Genomic DNA, 21314 nt, shown 5'->3' with positions numbered 1-21314 from the left:
CGGCTCGGGGCGAACTGCGCGGGCCCCGAGCCCTCTGTCATGCCGTCATCGCGTCACGCGGTGGTCGCCGTGCTCAGTCGGCGATCGGCAGATAGACGCGGTTGCCCGCGTCGGCGAACTCCTTCGACTTCTGCTCCATGCCCGCCTCGACCTCCGCCTGAGTGGTGCCGTGCGTGCGGCGGATGTCCTGCGAGATCTTCATCGAGCAGAACTTCGGACCGCACATCGAGCAGAAGTGCGCGGTCTTCGCGGGCTCGGCCGGCAGCGTCTCGTCGTGGAACTCCCGTGCCGTGTCCGGGTCGAGGGCCAGGTTGAACTGGTCCTCCCAGCGGAACTCGAAGCGGGCGTCGGAGAGCGCGTCGTCCCAGTCCTGCGCACCGGGGTGCCCCTTGGCGAGGTCCGCCGCGTGCGCCGCGATCTTGTACGTGATGACACCGGTCTTCACGTCGTCGCGGTTGGGCAGGCCCAGGTGCTCCTTGGGCGTCACGTAGCAGAGCATCGCCGTGCCCCACCAGGCGATCATCGCGGCACCGATCCCGGACGTGATGTGGTCGTACGCCGGGGCGACGTCCGTGGTCAGCGGGCCGAGCGTGTAGAACGGCGCCTCCTCGCAGATCTCCTGCTGGAGGTCGATGTTCTCCTTGATCTTGTGCATGGGCACGTGGCCCGGGCCCTCGATCATCGTCTGTACGTTGTGCCGCTTGGCGATGGAGTTGAGCTCGCCGAGCGTGCGCAGCTCCGCGAACTGGGCCTCGTCGTTGGCGTCCGCGATGGAGCCGGGACGCAGGCCGTCGCCGAGGGAGTACGTGACGTCGTACGCGGCGAGGATCTCGCAGAGCTCCTCGAAGTTCTCGTAGAGGAAGCTCTCCTTGTGGTGCGCGAGGCACCAGGCGGCCATGATCGAGCCGCCGCGCGAGACGATGCCGGTCTTGCGGTTGGCGGTCAGCGGGACGTACGGGAGGCGGACGCCCGCGTGGACCGTCATGTAGTCCACGCCCTGCTCGGCCTGCTCGATGACCGTGTCCTTGTAGATCTCCCAGGTCAGCTCCTCGGCCTTGCCGTCGACCTTCTCAAGGGCCTGGTAGAGCGGCACGGTGCCGATCGGCACGGGGGAGTTGCGCAGCACCCACTCGCGGGTGGTGTGGATGTTGCGGCCGGTGGAGAGGTCCATGACGGTGTCGGCGCCCCAGCGGGTCGCCCACGTCATCTTCTCCACCTCCTCCTCGATGGACGAAGTGACCGCGGAATTGCCGATGTTGGCGTTGACCTTCACCAGGAACCGCTTGCCGATGATCATCGGCTCGATCTCCGGGTGGTTCACATTGGCCGGCAGCACCGCGCGGCCGGCCGCGATCTCGTCGCGGACGACCTCGGGCGCGACGTTCTCCCGGATGGCCACGTACTCCATCTCCGGGGTGATCTCGCCCCGGCGTGCGTACGCGAGTTGGGTCACGGCCTGCCCGTCCCGGCCGCGGCGCGGCTGGCGCGGACGGCCGGGGAAGACCGCGTCGAGGTTGCGCAGGCCGCCGCGCGGCGACGTGTGCTTGATGCCGTCGTCCTCGGGCCGGACGGGGCGTCCCGCGTACTCCTCGGTGTCGCCGCGGCCGATGATCCAGTTCTCCCGCAGCGGGGCGAGACCCCTGCGGACATCGGTGTCGACGGTCGGATCGGTGTACGGGCCGGAGGTGTCGTACAGGGTGACCGACTGCCCGTTGGTGAGATGCACCTGACGGACCGGCACGTGGAGGTCGGGGCGCGAGCCCTCGATGTACCCCTTGTGCCAGCCGATGGACTTCCCGGCCTCGTCAGCAGGGTTCTCGCCCTGGGTGGAGGCAGGCGTGCGTGCGTCCGTTGTGGTCATGAGACCTACTCCCTACGCCGGCATTACCCGGTAACAGGTTCGGCGGTCGACGCAGCGAAGTCCGTCCCAGGATGTTCCACGTCGTTTCACGTGAAACACGCTTCGGTACGAAGGTCAGCGCCCTCTCAGCCCGGTGCTCCGAGCTCCCGCGTGTGCAAAGGTGCCTCCACGCTAGCGTCATGTCGGACGCGTTGAACAGAGGGCCCCCGCCGTTCTTGCGATGATCGGGCGGTGACCACCACGCAGCAGCCCCCGCCCCCGCCGTCCCATCCTCCTCATGGGCACTCCCACAGCCACGGGCCCGCGGCGCCCGTCTCTCAGCATCTGCGCAAGGTCATCGCAGCGGTCCTGATCCCCTTCTCCGTCGCGGTCGTCGTGGGGCTCGCGGTGCTGTGGCCGGGTGGCGCACCGGCGCACGAGCGCACCGGAGTCGGCTTCGACCGCCAGACGCAGCAGGCCACGGTCACGAAGGTCGAGAAGGTCGACTGCAAGTCCGTGAACGCCTCGGGGGGCAACCAGGCCGGCGACCCCACCACCGCCGAGGGCTCCGCCGGCACGGACCAGCCCAGCGGCACCTGCGAGAACGCGACGATCCGCATCGACACCGGCAAGGACAAGGGCCGTACGTTCACGGAGATCGTGCAGCCGGACTCACCGCGGCAGTTGCACGAGGGCCAGAAGGTGATCGTCGCCTACGCGCCCGACGCCCCGGAGAACCTGCAGTACTCCGTCACCGATGTGAACCGGAAGATCCCCATGGCGTTGCTGGCCGGGATCTTCGCCCTGGCCGTGGTCGTGGTGGGCCGGCTGAGGGGCCTCATGGCGCTGGTCGCGCTCGCGGTCAGCTTCCTCGTCCTGACCTTCTTCATCCTGCCCGCGATCCTCCAGGGCTCGAATCCCCTGGTGGTGGCGGTCGTCGGAGCGAGCGCCATCATGTTGATCGCGCTCTACATGTGCCACGGCCTGTCGGCCAGAACCTCCGTCGCGGTGCTCGGCACGCTCGTATCGCTGCTGCTGATCGGCCTGTTGGGCTCGCTGTTCATCGGCTGGGCCGCGCTGACCGGCAACACCGACGACAGCACCGGCCTGATCCACGGCCTGTACCCCGACATCGACATGAGCGGTCTGCTGCTCGCGGGCGTCATCATCGGCTCCCTCGGTGTGCTCGACGACGTGACGGTCACGCAGACGTCGGCGGTGTGGGAGCTGCACGAGGCCAACCCGACGATGGGCTGGCGCGGCCTGTACCGGGCGGGCATCAGGATCGGCCGCGACCACATCGCGTCCGTCGTCAACACCCTGGTGCTCGCGTACGCGGGCGCGGCGCTGCCGCTGCTGCTGCTCTTCTCGATCGCGCAGAGCGGCGTGCTCGACGTGGCCAACAGCGAGCTGGTGGCCGAGGAGATCGTGCGCACGCTGGTCGGCTCGATCGGCCTGGTGGCCTCTGTGCCGGTGACGACCGCGCTGGCCGCCCTGGTGGTCTCCGCCGACCGCCCGGGGTCCCACGGGCCCGTGCAGGCCGCTCCGGTGCGTACGGGCAGAGGCCGACGGCGTAAGCGCTGAGTGCGCGGAACTGCTCGGGTGCACCGCGCTGCTGAAGCGTTACGCCTCTTGTCGTACCGTCCGACGGGGGGTCAGCCCGCGCTCTGCTCCTCGGCCAGGATCCGGTCCAGTGCCTGGTCGAGATCGGCCTCGAAGTCCGCGAGGGCCTGCTCCTGACCGAGCGGGACGAGCTTGTCCGTGCGGTCGAGGAAGGCGATGATCGGGGCCACTCCGGCCCGGAACAGCGCCTGGTCATGGCCGACCTGGAGCCGGATGTGCACCTCGCCCGGCATCTCTCCGGCGCCGCCGCCCCCCGCGAGCTCCACCGGAGAGACGCGTACGTCGCCGTCGCCTGCCGCCCCGTTGACCCCGTCCACGAGGAGCTCCCTGCCGAACGCCCAGGTGACGGGCGCGTCCCCGGGGAGATGGAAGGTCAGCCGCACGGCGTACGGATCGGTGGACTCGTACCGGAGCTCCACCGGAATGCGGAAGGAGAGCTCCTCGGAGACGAGGAAGCTCATCATGACCTCTGCCTGAACTGCTTGTACCGACTCGCGCATCGCCTACCCCGTCAACTTGCCGTCGATTGGCCAGGAATGACCTTCCTGACACTGCTGGCATCTTGCTCAACGTACACGGAGGATCACAAGGAGTGAGTTTTCAGATGCTGATAGAGAAGGCGAGTGTCCCTACGAGCTTCCCGATCTCCTGCTGCAGCTGACGTGCGGCGGGAAGCAGTTTCTCGGCCTGGTGGGTAGGGAGCGAAATGGCCAAGGTCGCCGCGGTCGACCCGATCGTGAGCGGGAAGGCGGCGCAGGCCGTGCCGAGCGCGTACTCCTGCCGCTCGATGATGGGCTCCATCCGTCCCACGGCTCTCAGCTTGCGCAGCAGTGAGCGGTCGTCACGCACCGAGTAGGGCGTGATGGACCGGGCGGGATAGCGTTCGAGGTGGGCCACGCGGGCCTCCTCGTCGAGCTGGGAGAGCAGGCACTGGCCGATGGCGTGCGCATGGCCGGTCTCGCGGAAGTCGGCCCATTCCTCGACGGCCGGATTGGCCGGAGTGTCGGCGACGGCCACGATCTCGATCTCGCCGTCGCGGTAGACCGCGAAGTAGATCGGGACGCCGATGGTGTCGCGCCAGTGCCGCAGCGCGTCGATGATCATGCCGCGACGTTTCTGCTGCGCTCCGCTACTGCTCAACCGCTCGGTCGCTTCGCCGAACACGAAGACGCCGTTCTCCTTGCGGAGGTATCCCTCGTGGGCGAGCGTACGCAGCAGGTGGTACGCCGTGGGGAGGGCGAGCCCGGCCTCCCGGGCGAGCTGCTTGGCGGGGGCCCCGTCGTCGTGCGACGCGACCGCCTCGAGCAGCCGCATCGCTCGCTGGACCGAGCCGATGAGCGTCTGGGGGCTGGCGGGTGCGGGATCAGCCGTGGCCAAGGTTCACTCCCGATGCGCATGGGTCCCCCGCATACCCGGGGCTCACGGGGGTGAAGCCGTCGGATTCCGGACTTTAACCCTTGGCCACCGCTTTGTGCGGGCCCGGAAGGGAAACTTCCCCCGGTCGTGCGAACCTTCGCACGACGCGGCGACCAGAGCCCGCACGTGTGTTCACCCCGCCGCTCACCAGTCGCTGCGCGAGGACGATCCCGTCATGAACTTCCGTACGACATAGATGAGCCCGCCCACGAGTGCGGCGAACACCAGGATCTTGAAGAGCAGGCCGATCACGAAGCCGACGACGCTGGCGATCAGCCCGCCGAACACGACCAGGGCGATGACCGGCACCGCGACCCACTTCACCCACCACGGCATGCCCGCGAATATCTCCCGCACTGCCATCGCTCCTTCGTTGACGAGAGTCCCGGTCGGGACTCTTCTGACGTCCTGCACCCGATGCTGGCACGCGGCGGGCCCGAATGGGGCCCGCCGATCCCTTGTCCTCCCCTGACCCGACCCTTAGGGAACCCCGGGGTCCGGTGTCAGCCCTCGGGCGGGGAGAAGACGACCAGGACCCTCAGATCCTCGCTGATGTGGTGGAACTTGTGGGCGACACCGGCCGGCACGTACACCACGCTGCCGCGGCCGACCTGGGTGGTCTCCATGCCGACCGTGATCGACGCACGGCCGCTGACCACGAGGTACACCTCGTCCTGCTGGTGCGGCTGCTGCGGGTCGTGCTCCCCCGCGTTCAGCGCGTAGAGGCCGACCGACATGTTCCGCTCGCGCAGGAACTGCAGATACGCACCGTCGTTGGCGGCCCGTTCCGCCTCAAGCTCGTCCAGCCGGAATGCCTTCATCGCCGCTCGCCCGCCCCTGTCCACGTTCAACACCAGTCACGTCTGCCACGATCAGACACATGAAGAATTTCGTAGTCAAGACGATCGCCAACGCGGGGGCCCTGGCCGTCGCGGTCTGGGTGCTCGACAAGATCACGCTGACCGGCGACAGCACGGGCAAGAAGATCGGCACGCTGATCCTGGTCGCGCTGATCTTCGGCCTGGTCAACTTCATCGTGAAGCCGATCGTGAAGGTCCTCACCTTCCCGCTCTTCATCCTCACGCTGGGTCTGATCACGCTGATCGTGAACGCCCTGATGCTGTTGCTGACCTCGTGGCTGGCCGACAAGCTGGACCTGAGCTTCCACGTCGACGGCTTCTGGACCGCGGTGCTCGGCGGCCTGATCATCTCGATCGTCTCCTGGGCGCTGAACGTCGTCCTGCCCGACGAGGACTGAGACCGGGACGGGAGCCCCTCCGATGACCTTCCGCGTCTGCTTCGTCTGCACCGGCAACATCTGCCGTTCGCCCATGGCCGAGCACGTCTTCCGGGCCCGCGTCGAGGAGGCCGGTCTCTCCGGCCTCGTCGAGGTCGACAGCGCGGGCACGGACGGCTGGCACGAGGGCGACGGCGCCGACCCGCGCACCGTCCACGTCCTCGATGAGGGCGGATACACCTCCGACCACACGGCCCGCCAGTTCCGTCGCGACTGGTTCTCCCGGCTCGACCTGGTCATCGCCCTCGACACCGGCCACCAGCGGACGCTGCGGCGGATGGCGGCGCTGCCCGAGGATGCGGACAAGATCCGTCTGCTGCGCTCCTACGACCCCGCTGCCACCGACGGCGACCTGGACGTCCCCGACCCGTACTACGGCGACACGGCGGGCTTCGAGGAGTGTCTGAGGATGGTCGAGGCGGCGAGCGGCGGGCTGCTCGACGCCGTGCGCGCGGCCGTGGCAGGGCGGGCCGCGTGACGGACGCGTCGCCGGAGCGGGCGGGGGACGGCACACGGGCGGTCCGGGCGGGTCTGCCCGAGCCGGTCAGGAACGAGCCGACCCTGCCCGGGCCGGTGTTCGCGGCACACTTCCACCTGCCCGGCGATGTGGCAGGGCCCTACACGTACGGGCGCGATGAGAACCCGACGTGGACCCATCTCGAGCGTGCCATCGGCGAGTTGGAGGCGCCGGGGCAGTCCGGCGTGCAGACTCTGGCCTTCGCCTCCGGCATGGCGGCGATCTCCGCGGTCCTCTTCTCGCAGCTGCGGGCGGGCGACGCGGTGGTGCTGCCGTCCGACGGCTACCAGGTCTTCCCGCTCGTCCGCGACCAGCTCACCGCGTACGGCATCGAGGTGCGCACGGCGCCGACCGGGGGCGACGCCCAGCTCGACGTCCTCGACGGGGCGCGGCTGCTGTGGATCGAGTCGCCGTCCAATCCCGGGCTCGACGTGTGCGACATCCGCCGGCTCGCGGAGGCCGCCCATGCACGAGGAACGCTGGTCGCCGTCGACAACACCCTCGCGACACCGCTCGGGCAGCGCCCGCTGGAGCTCGGCGCGGACTTCTCGGTGGCCAGCGGCACCAAGCAGCTCACCGGGCACGGGGACATCCTGCTCGGCTACGTCAGCTGCGCGGACGCGGAGGCGATGGCCTCGGTGCGGCGCTGGCGCAAGATCGTCGGGGCGATCCCCGGGCCGATGGAGGCCTGGCTCGCCCACCGCTCGCTGGCCACGCTGGCGCTGCGGGCCGACCGGCAGGACGCCAATGCCCTGGCGGTGGCCGAGGCCCTGCGCGGACGCGTCACGGGCCTGCGGTACCCGGGGCTTCCCGACGATCCCGCGCACGCCGTCGCCGCGCGTCAGATGCGGCGCTTCGGCTGCGTCGTCTCCTTCGAACTGCCGTCGCAGGAGCGCGCCGAGCGTTTCCTCGAAGCCCTGACGCTGGTGGACGACGCGACCAGTTTTGGTGGCGTCCGGTCGACCGCCGAGCGGCGCGGGCGCTGGGGCGGGGACGCGGTCTCGGCCGGCTTCATCCGCTTCTCGGCCGGCGCCGAGGACCCCGAGGACCTGGTGGCCGACGTCCTGCGGGCCCTGGATGAGTCGATCTCACCCGGCGTCTAATACCGGGCTACGGAAAACGGACGGTCCGAGCCTCCCCCCTCGTGGCTCGGACCGTCCCGGTTCTGCGCGCGAAGAACCGCGCAAACAAGGCTAGTTGACTCTGTGTCAGTGTCCAATCACGGTAGCGACAGAGACCTATCGACATATTTATAGTTGGGCCCGACCCGGAAGCCGGGAGGGAGGGGCGTCGCCATGGACATCGCCCTGCTGCGCACCTTTGTGACGGTGCATCGGGCCGGTTCGTTCACGCGCGCCGCCGCCCTGCTCGGTCTCTCGCAGCCGGCCGTCACGTCCCAGATCCGCACGCTGGAGCGGCAGTTGGGCCGCCCTCTGTTTCTGCGCCAGGCGCGCGGGGTGACCCCCACGACCATAGGCGACGAGCTGGCGCACAAGGCCGCCCCGCATCTCGACGCCCTCGTGGAGATCACCGAGGTCGGCCTCGACGAGGAGTCGGCCGTCCGCACCCTGCACCTCTCGGGGCCGCCTGAGTTCACTGCGGAGCGCGCCCTGCCCGCGCTCACGGCACTGACGCGCTACGACGGCCAGAGCATCGCCCTGCGCGCCTCGTTCGGCACGGCGGAGGAGTCACTGGAGGGCCTCGCCGCCGGACACCACGATCTGGCCATCGCCACGGCCCGTCCGAGGGGCGTCCTGCTCACGGCGACTCCGCTCTGCGACGAGGAGCACGTCCTGGTCGCCGCTCCGCGCTGGGCCGCTCGCATCGGTTCAGGGAAGCTGCACCGCGACGCGGCGCCCTCGCTGGAGAAGTTCCCGGTGGTCGAGGTCCATGAGTCGCTGCCGCTGGTGGCCCGGTACTGGACCGCGGTCTTCGACTCCCGGCCCGCGGTCTCGGGCACGGTCGTCGTGCCGGATCTACGCGCGGTGCTGTCCTGTGTGATCGCGGGGGCGGGGCTCGCCGTCCTGCCGCGCTATCTGTGCGCTCCGGCCCTGGACCGCGGGGAGATCGTGGCGCTGCTCGACCCGCCCGTGCCTCCGCTGCGCACGTACTTCTTGGTCGTACGCACCGGCACACTCGCCCTGCCGCACATCGCGCGGGCGCACGAGTGGCTGCTGCGCGCTGCTGTCGACTGGTCATGAGGGGGAGCGTCGTCGGTGCGGAATGTTTCACGTGGAACCAGCCGGGCCACATTTCTCCCATGACCGTCCGACCCGTGGTCAAGCGCACCGCACGCGCCGTCCTGCTCGACGGCGACGACCTGATCCTGATCAAGCGGACCAAGCCCGGCATCGATCCGTACTGGCTGACGCCCGGTGGTGGCGTCGAGCCGGAGGACACGACTGTCGTGGACGCCCTCCACCGTGAAGTGCACGAAGAACTAGGCGCCAAGATCGTCGATGTGGTGCCCTGCTTCGTGGACACCGTCGAGCACATCGGCGAGGACGGCGGCGCGACCGGCGTGAAGGTCCAGCACTTCTTCGTCTGCCGTCTGGAGTCGATGGACCTCGACCAGCGGCACGGCCCCGAGATCGACGAGCCGTGCGGCGAGTACGAGATCGTCCGGGTGCCGTTCACCCGCGTCGGCATCGCCTCGGTCCATCTGGTGCCGCTGTCGCTGCGGCACTATCTGGACGGCAACATCGAGGGTGTACGGGCGATGCACGCACCCGATCTGGGCTGAGCCCCTCCCCGCAGGAGGCGTCGTGCGGCGGGTACGCGATGCGTACGTGGTCCGTACGTGGTCCGTGCTTGGCTCAGTCGCCGGCCCCGACGAGTTCCTCCACCGAGTCGTGCCGGATGCGGTTGCCGGGGATGCCGACGGCCCGCAGCGCGTCGACCCCGCTGCGGATCATTCCGGGCGGCCCCGAGAGATAGGCGTCGTACTCGTTCCAGGGGCCGTACTCCCGTACCGCGTCCGGCAGATGGAGATGGGCCCGCTGGTCGATGACCGGCCGGACCGAGAGCCAGGGGTGGCTCTGCTGGAGCCTCAGCATCGTGTCGATGTCGTACAGGTCGTGATCGGTGCGGGCGCCGTAGAACACCTCGACCGGGCGCCGCGCGCCGTGCTCGGCGACGTCCTCGACGAGTGCCTTGATGGGGGCGATTCCGGTGCCGCCGCCCAGGCAGAGGAGACCGCTGTCGCTGCTGTGGTCCACCGTCATGGAGCCGGCGGGCGGGCCGAGCCGCAGGACGTCTCCGGGGCGGGCGTGGTGCACCAGGGCGTTGGAGACCCAGCCCGCGGAGACCGCCTTCACGTGGAACGAGAGCAGCCCGTCGGACCGGGCCGCCGACGCGAACGAGTAGTGGCGCCAGATCCGCGGCCACCACGGCGTCTCCAGCGTCGTGTACTGCCCGGCGAGAAAGGGATAGGGCTGGTCGGGCCGGACGGTGACGACAGCGATGTCAGGGGTGCGCAGATCGTGCGAGACGACCTCGGCCATCCACCAGGCGGGGGCCGTCAGCTCGTCCACGGCCGCCGCGTCGATCATCACCTGCGAGATCGTCGTGTACGTGCGGACCCAGGCGGCCTCGGTCTCCGCGTCCCACGTGGTCGTGGCGTACCGGGTGAGCGCCGCGATGAGGCACTCACCGACGGCCGGGTAGTGCTCGGCCTGGGTGCCGTACTTGCGGTGGCCGCGCCCGAGGTTCTTCAGGTACGCGACCAGCACGTCCTCGTTGTCGATGTGCTCGGCCGCGGTCAGCAGCGCCCGCAGGAGCCGGTCGCGCTGGGTGTCCATCGCGGCGGGGAAGAGCTGGCGCAGCTCGGGGTGGCGCACGAAGAGCAGCGCGTAGAAGTACGAGGTGACCTTGTCGGCGACGGGGCCGACTTCCTCCATCGTGCGGCGGACCAGGATCGCGTCAGGGGAACCGGTCGGCTGGGGCGGCCGGGGCGGACGGGGGTCGGCCACGGGCCCGGTGGCGAGGGCGGGGTACTGGGTCCAGGCGCGCGCTGATGAGGCGGGCGGCTCCTGGTGGGTGCGGGGCTGCGGTATTCGGCCCTCTTGCTGGGCGTCCGCTGTGGGGACCGGTGCCGGTGCGGGGCGGCCGACAGGGCGTATGGGGGTGATCCGGCGGCCGTCCGTGGCTTCTTGACCTGCGCCGCTGGTGGTCGGATCCGGGGCCGGCGTGGTGCGCGGCATGAACCAGCCGCCGCCTTCGTCCGAACCGGAATCGGCCGACGTAGTGGTCGGAGCGTCCATCCTGAGCCTCGCCTCGAACATCTTTCGGTCGGTCTCTGTACTTCCGCGCGCATTCCTGCTCGCGCGTGATCGGAAGCTGGTATTCCCCCGCGTGCTGTCTCCTGCCCCCACTCACTTCGGACGGTCAATGCGGCCACATTGAACCCGTTTCCCGGATTGCTACGGACAAGTAAGGCAAGAGTGTGACATTGCCCGCAGTCCCCTCACCGCAGCATGCCACCCGGTGCCATTGCACAGAACGCAAAGCGGAAAGTGCGGGTCTTCGATCTCCCCGTCCGGCTAGGCTGCGTCGGCCTGCATGCGGTCCACGGACTTCTCCGCTGTCTTCGCACGGTCCCGGACACGAACCGGAGTCGACCATACCGGCAGCCGGGAGGGGCACAAGCCCCTCCCGCCCTAACCACCGATTAAGCGGGCGTCGCGCGCTCTCCGAATTCGCTCAATTACCGGTCGCGCCGCACCAATTCGTAGGCTTCCCGCAGATCACGCCCCACATAGGAGTGGGTGGCAAGTCCTGCTACATGCCGATCCGCATTGACCGCGACCGATACGGGCACGACGCCGAAAAGCTCCACGTCGGACAGCGAGTCTCCGTACGCGACACAGTCCTCTCGGGCCACCCCGAACTCTTCACAGAGCCGGTCCGCGATCTTCACCTTGGCCGCGGCGCTGAGCACCCCGGCCGGGTCGACGGGCTCGGCGAACGGCACGGCGGGGAAGCGCGATCCGTACGCCGCGTGCGCGCCCCACGCCGTGAGCCGCTCGACGAAGAAGGACGGGGACAGGGAGACAACCGCGCAGTAGTCCCCGCGGTCACGGATCTCCGCCCACGTCTCCCGGATCCCGCCGAGCCAGGGCGCTCCCTCGAAAGCGGCCGTGACGTGATCGGCCGTCAGCCGCGCCCACAGGGCGTGGATACGGTGCGCGTACTCCGGCGGGCCGATGCGCTGCGCCCCGATCTCGGCGTCCAGCGCGACGGTCTCGGCCTCCAGGCCCAGCTGACGCGATATCTGCACGGGGGCGGTGGTGCCGGGCAGCAACGTCCCGTCCATGTCGAAGAGATGCAGTCTCGGTCGGGTCATGTACGCCGAGGCTAGTACCCGGGGTTACTCCCGCCGTCAGACGCCCGCGGACGCCGCTCCCGGCACCGTGTTTCACGTGAAACTTCAGCGCCGCCCTCGACGGGCACTCCTCGTTGTCCACGTCGCCGCCTCGGCCTCCTGGCTCGGCGTCTCGCTCGGGCTGCTCGCGCTGGCCATCACGGCGACGGCCACCGGGGCCGGGCCCGCCGTGGAGGCGTCGGCCCGCTCCATGAAGCTCTTCGCGGACTGGCTGGTGCTTCCGCTCGCGCTGCTGACCCTGCTGAGCGGTCTGGTGCTCTCCCTGGGCACGCGGTGGGGCCTCGCCCGACACCGATGGGTCTACGTCAAGTTCTGGCTGACGCTCGCCACGACCGCCGCGTCGATCTTCGCGTTGCGGCCGGGCGTCAACGACGCCGTGGCGACGCTGGCGGACGGCGGTCGGTTGACCCGCCCCACGGATCTGCTGGCGGGCCCGATCGTCTCGCTCACCTCGTACGCCTTCATGACCGCGATCTCGGTGCTCAAGCCGTGGGGACTGACCCGACGTGGCCGAAAGCACCGGGGCACTGCTCGCAAAGCGGTGGACGCCACGGGGCCGAGTCCGACAGCCTGACCTGCGTGTCGACACCTTCCCTCTCCGACCTTCCCATCCGCCGTCTCACCCGACGCGACGTCCTCGCGTGCGCGGACCTCTCCGAGGACCGGGGCTGGCCCCGCGAGGAGCACAAATGGGGCCTCCTGCTCGCCGCCGGTACCGGCTACGGCATCGACGACCCCGACGGCGGGCTCGTCGGCTGCTGCGTGGTGACCGAGTACGGGCCGCGGGAGCGGCCAGAACTCGCCGCGATCGGCATGGTGCTGGTCGCCGAACGGCACGCCCGCAAGGGCGTCGGCCGGCGCCTGATGCACGCGGTCGTCGAGCGGGCGGGGACGACACCGCTGACGCTGCACGCGACGCCGTACGGGCGGCCCCTCTACGAGGAGCTGGGCTTCAAGGTGACCGGTAGGGCCGAGATGGTGCGGGGCCGCTTCACACCGGGCGGCCCCCTGCCGGAGGTCCCCACGCGGCCCGCCACGGCGGAGGACCTCACGGCGATCCTCCGGCTGGACGCCGAGGTGTTCGGCCCCGACCGCACGCACATCATCACGCGGCTGCCCGCCTTCGCGGACCAGTTGCGGGTGGCCGAGGACGGCGGCGAACTCATCGGCTACGCGGCCGCCTGGCCCAACATGGACACCCATGTCGTCGGACCGCTGGTGGCCCGCGACACCGAGACGGCCAAGGCCCTGGTCGCCTCGCTCGCGGCGCACACGGACCGTCCGCTGCGCACCGACATCGACGTACGCCATGAAGAGCTGCTCACCTGGATCAAGGAGCGCGGCCTGGAAGGCATCGCCATGAACGCGGTGATGAACCACGGCGCACCGGACCTGCCCGGCGACTGGACCCGCCGCTTCGCCCCGCTGACGGTCGCGGCCGGCTGACCGCCGGCCCGCACCACGACGACTCCGCCCCCGAGCGCCGCTGAACCGCGGCCGCTCGGGGGCGGAGTCGTGGGTGCCGGTGCTTCAGACGAGCGCGTCGAGGGCCTCGCCGGCGAAGCCGTGGTCCTGCTCGGGGGCGCCGCCGCCGACACCGATCGCACCGATCAGGCGCCCGTCGCGGTGGATCGGGAGACCACCGGCGATGAACAGCAGCGGCCGGTCGAGGGCGGTCGGCAGGCTGTGGAAGGGCCCGTCGGGCTTCACCAGGTCGACGAGGTCTGCGGTCGGGGCGTTGAGCTGGAGGGCCGTGTACGCCTTGCGGGTGCTGGTCTCGCCGGAGATGAGGACCGCGCGGTCGTCCCGGCGGAAGGCGAGGAGGTGGCCGCCCGCGTCGAGGACGGTGACGCTGACGGTGACCCCGGCCGCCTCGGCGGCCCTGCGGGCGGCGGAGACGAGCGTCTCGGCGTCCTGGGTGGTCAGCGGGGCGGCGACGGTGGTGCTCATGAGGGTGCTCCTTGCGGGGTGGTGCTGGTCGTTCCGGTGGGGCGGGGACGTCGTCGGCCCCGGGGGCGGGGTGCGGTCAGTGGTGGACCGGCTCGGCGTGCTGCCGTCCGGTGGCCCCGGCAGCTCCGGCCGCCACGAGGCTCGGGGCGGGCGAGCGGCGCTCCAGGGCGGCCGACAGGACGGCCAGGACGAGGGCTCCCGCGGCGAGAGCGGCGCCGACCCAGTTCGGGGCGGTGTAGCCGAGGCCCGCGGCGATCACCATGCCGCCGAGCCAGGCGGAGAGGGCGTTGCCGAGGTTGAAGGCGCCGATGTTGACGGCCGAGGCGAGCGTCGGGGCGCCGGACGCCTGGTCCAGGACGCGCTTCTGCAGCGGCGGCACGGTGGCGAAGCCGAGCGCACCGATCAGGGCGATGGTGATCGCGGCCAGGATCTTGTCGTGCGCGGTGACCGTGAACAGGGCGAGCACGATCGCCAGGGCGCCCAGCGAGACGTACAGCATGGGCATCAGGGCCCGGTCGGCGAACTTGCCGCCGACGAGGTTGCCGCCGACCATGCCGAGCCCGAAGAGGACGAGCAGCCAGGTGACCGAGCCGTCCGCATAGCCGGCGATGTGGGTCATCATCGGTGCGATGTAGGTGATGGCCGCGAAGACGCCGCCGAAGCCGAGCACGGTCATCGCCATGGCGAGCAGGACCTGCACGTTCTTGAAGGCGGCCAGTTCGTGGCGGAGTTGCACGCCCGCGGGCTTGGGCAGGTCGGGTACGAGCTTGGCGATGCCGACGAGGCCGAGGACGCCGAGCGCGGCGACGACCGTGAAGGTGACGCGCCAGCCCGCGGTCTGGCCGATCAGGGTGCCGAGGGGGACACCGACGACGTTGGCCACGGTCAGGCCCGTGAACATCATGGCGATCGCGCCGGCCTTCTTCTCCGGGGCGACCAGCTCCGCCGCGACGACCGAACCGATGCCGAAGAAGGCGCCGTGGGCGAGCGAGGCGACCACCCGGCCGATCAGCATGACGGCGAAGACCGGGGCGACGGCGGAGAGCAGGTTGCCGACGATGAAGAGGCCCATCAGCAGCATCAGCATCCGCTTGCGCGAGATGCGGGTGCCCAGGACCGTCATCAGCGGGGCGCCGATCATGACACCGAGGGCATAGCCGGTGACCAGGAATCCGGCCGTGGGGATGGAGACGCCGAAGTCACCCGCGACCTCTGGGAGGAGTCCCATGATCACGAATTCCGTGGTTCCGATCCCGAAGGCCCCGATCGCGAGGGCGAGAAGCGCGAGAGGCATGGGGTCCACCTTCCCAGGTTGTTGCGGGTGCGCTTTACGAGACCTCACAATAATTGCAGACGCTGGCTAATTGCAAGCGCGGGCAATTTACAGATATCGACTACCCTGGTGTGCAGCCACTCCGGAACGGAGGATCCACGAGCCATGACCGCCACAGACCCCGCACTCACCGCCCTCTCCCAGGGCTGGTGCGCCCTCTCCCTGCTGCACGGCAGGATCGAGGCCCACATCGAGCGCGCGCTGCAGGCCCAGCACGACCTGAGCGTGCGCGAGTACTCCCTCCTCGACGTACTGAGCCGCCAGCACGACGGGGACGGCGGCCACCTCCAGATGAAGCAGGTCGCCGACGCCGTCGTGCTCAGCCAGAGCGCCACCACCCGCCTGGTGACCCGCCTGGAGGACCGTGGCCTGCTCGCGCGCTACCTGTGCCCCACGGACCGCCGCGGCATCTACACCAACGTCTCCGAGGCGGGCCTCAAGCTCCTCGAAGAAGCCCGGCCCACGAACGAGACCGCGCTGCGCGAGGCCCTCGACACGGCCGCCGAGAACCCCGAGCTCGCGCCGCTGGTCAGGGCCGTCGAGGGGTTGCGCGTCCCCGCGTAGGGCGATGTGCCCGGGAGGACGCCCAGCTTAGGCTGCGCCCATGGGAGATCTTGAGATCAGGCCGGCCGCGGCCGAGGACGTGCCGGCGATCGTCGCGATGCTGGCGGACGATCCACTGGGCGCTCGGCGCGAGTCCCCTGACGACCTCGCGCCGTACCTCGCCGCCCACGCCCGCCTGGCGGCCGACCCCAACCAGCACCTGGTCGTCGCCGTGCGCGAGGGCCGGGTCGTGGGCACCTTGCAGCTCACCGTCATCCCCGGACTCTCCCGGATGGGCTCGACCCGCTCGGTCATCGAAGGGGTCCGGGTCCACGCTGACGAGCGCGGCACCGGTCTGGGGACCCAGCTCATCGAGTGGGCCGTCGAAGAATCCCGGCGCCAGGACTGCCAGTTGGTGCAACTCACCTCGGACGCCACCCGCACCGACGCGCATCGCTTCTACGAGCGGCTGGGCTTCGTGGCCTCACACGTGGGGTTCAAGCTGCCTCTCTGAGGCGTTCCCTGCGTTCCTGCGTTCGTGAAGTGGGTCGGCGGGGATGTTTCACGTGGAACTGCCCGGTCGGCCGTTTCACGTGAAACGGCCGACCGGATGGGGACTCCTACTGCGGCACCCCGCGCCATCCCTCCGCGTCCACCCCGCCAGGCACCGGGGCGTTCTTGTCGTAGGGCTCACGCGTGAAGACGAACGACCCGAGGTCCAGATGGCTGACCGAGCCGTCGGGGCGGCGTACGGCCCGCAGCTGCTCCCCCGCGTAGTAGCCGTCGAGTCCGGTCCAGGTCCCGTCCCCGTTCGCACGGAACCGCGAGCGTCGCCCGCCACCGGCCGCCGGGCCCAGCTCGACACCGCCCTCGGACGCCAGTCGCAGTGCCACGGTCTGCGTGCCCCAGTACCAGGGCCCCGCCAACTCCAGGACGGCCGCGTCCACTTCGGGCAGCGGACGCCAGGGCTCGGGGATGCGGGGCTCGGCCTCGGCAACGATGCCCAGCAGCTCGGCGGCGACCGTGGCCACCGGAACGCCCGACGTGCAGTTGGCGAGAGTGACGGCCACGAGCCCGTCCTCCTCGCTCAGCCACAGCCCCGCCAGGAAGCCGGGCAGCGATCCGGTGTGGCCGGCCAGGGTGCGCCTTTCGCCGTGCACGATCTGCATCCCGAGCCCGTACGACATCTCCCGGTCACCTGGCAGCGTCGGCGCGGCCGGCGTCCGCATCTCGCGCACGGACTCCGCGCTCAGCACGCGGTCGTCGCCCGTGGAAAGGAAGGTGGCAAAGGATGCCAAGTCACGCGTGGTGGACCACAGTTGCCCTGCCGGGGCCATCAGGCCGAGGTCCTCGCTGGGCTCCGGCAGCAGTACGTCCGCGAACGGGTGCACGGCCCAGCCGCCCGCGTGCGGCATCTGCGGCTGGAGGCCCGTGCGGCTCAGGCCGAGCGGTTCGAGGATCTCGCCGCGCAGGGCCTCTTCCCAGGAGACGCCGCGCACCTTCTCGATCAGGGAGCCGAGGAGCGTGTAGCCAGGGTTCGAGTAGTGGTGGCGGCGTCCGACGGGGTGCCGGAAGGGCTGCTCGCCCAGCACGTCGGCGAGGGTCGGCCGCAACGACGCGGAGCTGCGCTCCCACCACTCGCCCGGGGTCTCGGCCGCCAGTCCGCCGGTGTGCGCGAGGAGTTCGGCGATGGTGACCTCACCTGCGCCGGTTCCGGGCAGATGCTTCTCCAGCGGGTCGCCCAGGTCGAGCAGTCCTTCGTCGCGCAGCCTCAGCACCAGCACGGCCGTGAACGTCTTCGTGATCGAGCCGATGCGGTACTGCACGTTCTCGTCGGGCCCGTGTCCGTCGACCGAGGTCCGCGACCCCGTCCAGACCAGCTTCCCGTCACGGGCGACCGCCGCCACGAGGGACGGGGCGCGGCCCTCGCTCTGGGCGACGGCGATGCGGTGCAGGAGGGCCCGGCGCGTGCCAGGCAACAGCTCTTCCAGGGGTGTCGTCATGTGCTCAGTCCACCGTGGGAGTCGGCCCGCGTCGAGCCGATTTCACCGGCGGCTGATCATGGCGTCCTGATCAGGTCTGCGCCATGTCCACGAAGCGCGAGTAGTGGCCCTGGAAGGCGACCGTGATCGTGGCCGTCGGGCCGTTACGGTGCTTGCCGACGATGATGTCCGCCTCGCCCGCGCGCGGTGACTCCTTCTCGTAGGCATCCTCGCGGTGCAGCAGGATGACCATGTCGGCGTCCTGCTCGATGGAGCCGGACTCACGCAGGTCGGACACCATCGGCTTCTTGTCCGTGCGCTGCTCGGGACCACGGTTCAGCTGCGAGAGCGCGATCACCGGGACCTCGAGCTCCTTGGCGAGCAGCTTCAGGTTTCGGGACATGTCCGAGACCTCCTGCTGACGGCTCTCGGAACGCTTCGAACCACCGGCCTGCATCAGCTGCAGGTAGTCGATGATCACGAGCTTGATGTCGTTGCGCTGCTTGAGGCGACGGCACTTCGCGCGGATCTCCATCATCGACAGGTTCGGCGAGTCGTCGATGTAGAGGGGGGCGGCCGAGACCTCGGGCATCCGGCGCGCGAGCCGCGTCCAGTCCTCGTCCGTCATCGTGCCGGACCGCATGTGGTGCAGGGCCACGCGCGCCTCGGCCGACAGCAGACGCATCGCGATCTCGTTGCGCCCCATTTCGAGGGAGAAGATGACGCTGGGCAGGTTGTGCTTGATCGAGGCCGCGCGGGCGAAGTCGAGCGCGAGCGTGGACTTACCCATGGCGGGACGGGCCGCGATGACGATCATCTGGCCGGGGTGCAGACCGTTCGTCAGCGAGTCGAAGTCGGTGAAGCCGGTCGGCACACCGGTCATCTCGCCGCTGCGGGAGCCGATCGCCTCGATCTCGTCGAGCGCGCCCTCCATGATGTCGCCGAGCGGGAGGTAGTCCTCGCTGGTGCGCTGCTCGGTGACCGCGTAGATCTCGGCCTGCGCCTTGTTGACGATCTCGTCGACGTCGTCGTCCGCCGCGTATCCCATCTGCGTGATCCGCGTGCCCGCCTCGACGAGGCGCCGCAGGACCGCCCGCTCGTGGACGATCTCCGCGTAGTACTCGGCGTTCGCCGCGGTGGGGACCGTCTGGACGAGGGTGTGCAGATACGATGCGCCGCCGACCTTGTTGATCTCGCCGCGCTTGGTCAGCTCGGCGGCGATGGTGATCGGGTCGGCCGGCTCGCCCTTGGCGTAGACGTCGAGGATCGCCTGGAAGATCGTTTCGTGGGCGGGCTTGTAGAAGTCGGCGCCCTTGAGGACCTCGACGACGTCCGCGATCGCGTCCTTGGACAGGAGCATGCCACCGAGGACGGACTGCTCGGCGTCCAGATCCTGCGGCGGTACGCGCTCGAACGTGGCCGGACCGTCGTCCCAGCCGCCGTCGTCATGACCTCGCTCGTGCTGGTCGCCCTGGCCCCGGCCACCGTCGCGGCGCTTGCGGGAGGACGGCAGACGGTCACCGGGACCGCTGTCGGCCCAAGGGTCGTCCAAGGGCTCGGAGATACTCACCGGGCCGCCTCCTCCCGTCCGCCGAGCGGACCTCGCCGTGCCACTCTTTCCTACGGCACGACACTGACAAATCAGGGGACCCGATTCCGGTTCTGACGCGTCGGTTTTGTGAGGTTTCCGAGGGCGGAGGACACGGTGGGCGCCGCACCACGGTAGGCGTGCGGGCACCGTCAGCCAATCTGGTTATCCACAGGCACTGTGGACGACGGGCCTCTCGCTGTGGAGAACCGGGGAAAACCTGTGCACGGCTCGGTGGACAGCCCTGTGAACAAGCCCTCAAGCATTTCCACGCACCCATGCTGACCTGCACCTTTTCCGTCCACCGGCTGTGCAGGAGAAAAACTTCCCCAGTCGGACCAAGATCTTTGGGAAGGCCTTCACGCAACACGCGCAAGACCTCTCAAGGTAAGGGTCACAGCAGCGTTGCATCTCTTACCTGTGGAAGATTAGATTGGTGCCCATGACACAGGCTCCCGCGACTCCCAAGGCCGCTCGTCGCCGGCACGACCGAGAGATCGTCGCCCTCGCCGTTCCGGCCTTCGGCGCGCTCGTCGCCGAGCCCCTCTTCCTCATGGCCGACAGCGCCATCGTGGGCCATCTCGGCACGGCCCAGTTGGCGGGTCTCGCCATCGCCGGGGCCCTCCTCACGACCGCGGTCAGCGTCTTCGTCTTCCTCGCCTACGCGACCACGGCGGCCGTTGCCCGCCGGGTCGGCGCAGGCGATCTGCGGGCCGCGATCCAGCAGGGCATGGACGGCATCTGGCTCGCCCTGCTCCTGGGCGCCGCCGTCATCGCGATCGTCCTGCCCACCGCCCCCGGCCTGGTGAGCCTCTTCGGCGCCTCGGACACCGCCGCCCCGTACGCGATCACCTATCTGCGGATCTCCGCCCTGGGCATCCCCGCGATGCTCGTGGTCCTGGCCGCGACCGGCGTCCTGCGCGGACTGCAGAACACCAAGACCCCGCTGTACGTGGCCGTAGCCGGCTTCGTCGCCAACGGCGTCCTCAACGTAGGACTCGTCTACGGCGCCGATCTCGGCATCGCAGGATCCGCCTGGGGCACCGTCATCGCCCAGATCGGCATGGCCGTGGTCTACCTCGTCGTGGTCGTCCGTGGAGCCCGACGCCACGGTGCCTCTCTGCGCCCCGACGCCGCAGGTATCCGGGCCTGTGCACAAGCAGGAGCACCTCTGCTCGTCCGCACCCTCTCGATCCGCGCGATCCTGATGATCGCGACAGCCGTCGCCGCCCGGCTCGGAGACGCGGACGTGGCGGCGTACCAGATCGTCCTGTCCCTCTGGAACCTGCTCGCCTTCGCGCTCGACGCCATCGCGATCGCGGGCCAGGCCATCATCGGCCGCTATCTCGGTGCCGATGACGCCGACAGCGCACGCGACGTCTGCCGTCGGATGGTGCAGTGGGGCATCGCGGCGGGCATGGTCCTGGGTCTTCTGGTGATCGTCACGCGACCACTGTTCGTCCCGTTGTTCACCAGCGACCAGGTCGTACAGGACGCGGCGCTGCCCGCTCTGATCGTCGTGGCGCTCTCCCAGCCGATCTGCGGGATCGTGTTCGTGCTCGACGGCGTCCTCATGGGCGCCGGCGACGGCCCCTACCTGGCCTGGGCCATGCTCGTCACCTTGGCGTTCTTCACCCCGGTGGCACTTCTCGTACCGACCTTCGGCGGTGGACTCACCGCCCTGTGGGGAGCGATGACGCTGATGATGGCGGTGCGGATGCTGACGCTCTGGGTCCGGTACCGCTCGGGCCGCTGGGCAGTCACCGGAGCGACCCGCTGACCGAAGCGTGCCGTTTCACGTGAAACGGCGCACCGTGAAACCGGACGACAAGCATGTGGGGC

General features: G+C 69.8%; 22 protein-coding genes. 11 read left to right on the top strand and 11 right to left on the bottom strand.

The features are described 5' to 3' along the window. Nucleotides 1–73: 73 nt before the first annotated feature. Nucleotides 74–1861, bottom strand: a complete 1788-nt coding sequence (gene thiC, locus M4J07_RS11670; protein WP_255970710.1) for a phosphomethylpyrimidine synthase ThiC — start codon at nucleotides 1859–1861, stop codon at nucleotides 74–76. Between the two features lie 231 nt (nucleotides 1862–2092). On the opposite strand from thiC, the gene M4J07_RS11665 reads away from it, so the two are divergent. Further along, nucleotides 2093–3424 carry a YibE/F family protein gene (locus M4J07_RS11665; RefSeq protein WP_255970708.1) on the top strand — a complete coding sequence of 444 codons (1332 nt, stop codon included), beginning with the start codon at nucleotides 2093–2095 and terminating at the stop codon, nucleotides 3422–3424. A gap of 71 nt (nucleotides 3425–3495) precedes the next feature. On the opposite strand, the gene M4J07_RS11660 is transcribed toward M4J07_RS11665, so the two are convergent. The 4 genes from M4J07_RS11660 to M4J07_RS11645 form a co-directional block, all read right to left on the bottom strand. Next, entirely contained in the window at nucleotides 3496–3963 is a 468-nt protein-coding gene (locus M4J07_RS11660; protein WP_255970706.1) for an SsgA family sporulation/cell division regulator, read from the bottom strand. Between the two features lie 100 nt (nucleotides 3964–4063). Further along, nucleotides 4064–4840 carry an IclR family transcriptional regulator gene (locus M4J07_RS11655; protein WP_255970704.1) on the bottom strand — a complete coding sequence of 259 codons (777 nt, stop codon included), beginning with the start codon at nucleotides 4838–4840 and terminating at the stop codon, nucleotides 4064–4066. Between the two features lie 183 nt (nucleotides 4841–5023). Next, complete coding sequence (locus tag M4J07_RS11650; RefSeq protein ID WP_255970702.1) at nucleotides 5024–5236, bottom strand: DUF5326 family protein; 213 nt, start codon at nucleotides 5234–5236, stop codon at nucleotides 5024–5026. A 146-nt stretch (nucleotides 5237–5382) separates the two neighbouring features. Then, nucleotides 5383–5700: a cupin domain-containing protein gene (locus M4J07_RS11645; protein WP_255970700.1), complete on the bottom strand. Its 318-nt coding sequence runs from the start codon at nucleotides 5698–5700 to the stop codon at nucleotides 5383–5385. 59 nt (nucleotides 5701–5759) lie between these two features. Here M4J07_RS11645 and M4J07_RS11640 point away from each other — a divergent pair, with 59 nt between their 5' ends. The 5 genes from M4J07_RS11640 (at nucleotide 5760) to M4J07_RS11620 (ending at nucleotide 9436) form a co-directional block, all read left to right on the top strand. Continuing rightward, a complete protein-coding gene (locus M4J07_RS11640; RefSeq protein ID WP_255970698.1) occupies nucleotides 5760–6137 on the top strand; it encodes a phage holin family protein in 378 nt (125 codons plus the stop codon). 22 nt (nucleotides 6138–6159) lie between these two features. Then, on the top strand, nucleotides 6160–6654 hold the full coding sequence (locus M4J07_RS11635) for a low molecular weight protein-tyrosine-phosphatase (RefSeq protein ID WP_255970696.1): 495 nt from the start codon (nucleotides 6160–6162) through the stop codon (nucleotides 6652–6654). After that, nucleotides 6651–7796: a cystathionine gamma-lyase gene (locus tag M4J07_RS11630; RefSeq protein ID WP_255970694.1), complete on the top strand. Its 1146-nt coding sequence runs from the start codon at nucleotides 6651–6653 to the stop codon at nucleotides 7794–7796. Before M4J07_RS11635 ends, M4J07_RS11630 begins: the two co-directional genes overlap by 4 nt. Nucleotides 7797–7988: 192 nt before the next feature. Further along, nucleotides 7989–8894, top strand: a complete 906-nt coding sequence (locus M4J07_RS11625; RefSeq protein WP_255970692.1) for a LysR family transcriptional regulator — start codon at nucleotides 7989–7991, stop codon at nucleotides 8892–8894. 59 nt (nucleotides 8895–8953) lie between these two features. Beyond that, a complete protein-coding gene (locus tag M4J07_RS11620; protein ID WP_255970689.1) occupies nucleotides 8954–9436 on the top strand; it encodes an NUDIX domain-containing protein in 483 nt (160 codons plus the stop codon). Between the two features lie 73 nt (nucleotides 9437–9509). On the opposite strand, the gene M4J07_RS11615 is transcribed toward M4J07_RS11620, so the two are convergent. Together M4J07_RS11615 and M4J07_RS11610 are read right to left on the bottom strand one after the other, a co-directional pair. Further along, nucleotides 9510–10955, bottom strand: a complete 1446-nt coding sequence (locus tag M4J07_RS11615) for a globin domain-containing protein (protein ID WP_255970687.1) — start codon at nucleotides 10953–10955, stop codon at nucleotides 9510–9512. A 443-nt stretch (nucleotides 10956–11398) separates the two neighbouring features. After that, nucleotides 11399–12037 carry an HAD family hydrolase gene (locus M4J07_RS11610; protein ID WP_255970685.1) on the bottom strand — a complete coding sequence of 213 codons (639 nt, stop codon included), beginning with the start codon at nucleotides 12035–12037 and terminating at the stop codon, nucleotides 11399–11401. Nucleotides 12038–12113: 76 nt separating this feature from the next. Here M4J07_RS11610 and M4J07_RS11605 point away from each other — a divergent pair, with 76 nt between their 5' ends. Together M4J07_RS11605 and M4J07_RS11600 are read left to right on the top strand one after the other, a co-directional pair. Beyond that, entirely contained in the window at nucleotides 12114–12650 is a 537-nt protein-coding gene (locus M4J07_RS11605) for a DUF2269 domain-containing protein (RefSeq protein WP_255970683.1), read from the top strand. Nucleotides 12651–12655: 5 nt separating this feature from the next. Further along, the gene (locus tag M4J07_RS11600; protein ID WP_255970681.1) at nucleotides 12656–13522 is read left to right on the top strand and encodes a GNAT family N-acetyltransferase; all 867 of its coding nucleotides are present in this window, start codon (nucleotides 12656–12658) and stop codon (nucleotides 13520–13522) included. Between the two features lie 84 nt (nucleotides 13523–13606). Here M4J07_RS11600 and M4J07_RS11595 read toward each other — a convergent pair whose 3' ends face one another. Together M4J07_RS11595 and M4J07_RS11590 are read right to left on the bottom strand one after the other, a co-directional pair. Then, the gene (locus M4J07_RS11595) at nucleotides 13607–14026 is read right to left on the bottom strand and encodes a GlcG/HbpS family heme-binding protein (protein WP_255970679.1); all 420 of its coding nucleotides are present in this window, start codon (nucleotides 14024–14026) and stop codon (nucleotides 13607–13609) included. Nucleotides 14027–14102: 76 nt separating this feature from the next. Next, nucleotides 14103–15320, bottom strand: a complete 1218-nt coding sequence (locus M4J07_RS11590) for an MFS transporter (RefSeq protein WP_255970677.1) — start codon at nucleotides 15318–15320, stop codon at nucleotides 14103–14105. 144 nt (nucleotides 15321–15464) lie between these two features. Here M4J07_RS11590 and M4J07_RS11585 point away from each other — a divergent pair, with 144 nt between their 5' ends. Next, on the top strand, nucleotides 15465–15923 hold the full coding sequence (locus M4J07_RS11585; RefSeq protein ID WP_255970676.1) for a MarR family winged helix-turn-helix transcriptional regulator: 459 nt from the start codon (nucleotides 15465–15467) through the stop codon (nucleotides 15921–15923). A gap of 40 nt (nucleotides 15924–15963) precedes the next feature. Continuing rightward, nucleotides 15964–16416, top strand: a complete 453-nt coding sequence (locus M4J07_RS11580; protein ID WP_255970674.1) for a GNAT family N-acetyltransferase — start codon at nucleotides 15964–15966, stop codon at nucleotides 16414–16416. Between the two features lie 106 nt (nucleotides 16417–16522). Here the strand turns inward: M4J07_RS11580 and M4J07_RS11575 are convergent, their stop codons facing one another. Together M4J07_RS11575 and dnaB are read right to left on the bottom strand one after the other, a co-directional pair. After that, nucleotides 16523–17905: a serine hydrolase domain-containing protein gene (locus tag M4J07_RS11575; protein WP_255970672.1), complete on the bottom strand. Its 1383-nt coding sequence runs from the start codon at nucleotides 17903–17905 to the stop codon at nucleotides 16523–16525. 70 nt (nucleotides 17906–17975) lie between these two features. Continuing rightward, entirely contained in the window at nucleotides 17976–19454 is a 1479-nt protein-coding gene (gene dnaB / locus M4J07_RS11570; protein WP_255970670.1) for a replicative DNA helicase, read from the bottom strand. Between the two features lie 460 nt (nucleotides 19455–19914). On the opposite strand from dnaB, the gene M4J07_RS11565 reads away from it, so the two are divergent. Next, nucleotides 19915–21252, top strand: a complete 1338-nt coding sequence (locus tag M4J07_RS11565) for an MATE family efflux transporter (RefSeq protein ID WP_255970668.1) — start codon at nucleotides 19915–19917, stop codon at nucleotides 21250–21252. Nucleotides 21253–21314 lie beyond the last annotated feature (62 nt).

Source organism: Streptomyces longispororuber (assembly GCF_024448165.1).
GTDB lineage: Bacteria > Actinomycetota > Actinomycetes > Streptomycetales > Streptomycetaceae > Streptomyces > Streptomyces longispororuber_A.
The sequence above is the reverse complement of the archived record's forward strand: the minus strand, read 5'-3'. Positions and strand labels throughout refer to the sequence as shown.

What these genes read in the sequence shown, in the direction of transcription:
- M4J07_RS11610 (WP_255970685.1), bottom strand. Translation starts at nt 12,037, where the DNA reads ATGACCCGACCGAGACTGCATCTCTTCGACATGGACGGGACGTTGCTG.
- thiC (WP_255970710.1), bottom strand. Translation starts at nt 1,861, where the DNA reads ATGACCACAACGGACGCACGCACGCCTGCCTCCACCCAGGGCGAGAAC.
- M4J07_RS11615 (WP_255970687.1), bottom strand. Translation starts at nt 10,955, where the DNA reads ATGGACGCTCCGACCACTACGTCGGCCGATTCCGGTTCGGACGAAGGC.
- M4J07_RS11660 (WP_255970706.1), bottom strand. Translation starts at nt 3,963, where the DNA reads ATGCGCGAGTCGGTACAAGCAGTTCAGGCAGAGGTCATGATGAGCTTC.
- M4J07_RS11645 (WP_255970700.1), bottom strand. Translation starts at nt 5,700, where the DNA reads ATGAAGGCATTCCGGCTGGACGAGCTTGAGGCGGAACGGGCCGCCAAC.
- M4J07_RS11625 (WP_255970692.1), top strand. Translation starts at nt 7,989, where the DNA reads ATGGACATCGCCCTGCTGCGCACCTTTGTGACGGTGCATCGGGCCGGT.
- M4J07_RS11595 (WP_255970679.1), bottom strand. Translation starts at nt 14,026, where the DNA reads ATGAGCACCACCGTCGCCGCCCCGCTGACCACCCAGGACGCCGAGACG.
- M4J07_RS11640 (WP_255970698.1), top strand. Translation starts at nt 5,760, where the DNA reads ATGAAGAATTTCGTAGTCAAGACGATCGCCAACGCGGGGGCCCTGGCC.
- M4J07_RS11565 (WP_255970668.1), top strand. Translation starts at nt 19,915, where the DNA reads ATGACACAGGCTCCCGCGACTCCCAAGGCCGCTCGTCGCCGGCACGAC.
- M4J07_RS11585 (WP_255970676.1), top strand. Translation starts at nt 15,465, where the DNA reads ATGACCGCCACAGACCCCGCACTCACCGCCCTCTCCCAGGGCTGGTGC.
- M4J07_RS11590 (WP_255970677.1), bottom strand. Translation starts at nt 15,320, where the DNA reads ATGCCTCTCGCGCTTCTCGCCCTCGCGATCGGGGCCTTCGGGATCGGA.
- M4J07_RS11635 (WP_255970696.1), top strand. Translation starts at nt 6,160, where the DNA reads ATGACCTTCCGCGTCTGCTTCGTCTGCACCGGCAACATCTGCCGTTCG.
- M4J07_RS11575 (WP_255970672.1), bottom strand. Translation starts at nt 17,905, where the DNA reads ATGACGACACCCCTGGAAGAGCTGTTGCCTGGCACGCGCCGGGCCCTC.
- M4J07_RS11580 (WP_255970674.1), top strand. Translation starts at nt 15,964, where the DNA reads ATGGGAGATCTTGAGATCAGGCCGGCCGCGGCCGAGGACGTGCCGGCG.
- M4J07_RS11620 (WP_255970689.1), top strand. Translation starts at nt 8,954, where the DNA reads ATGACCGTCCGACCCGTGGTCAAGCGCACCGCACGCGCCGTCCTGCTC.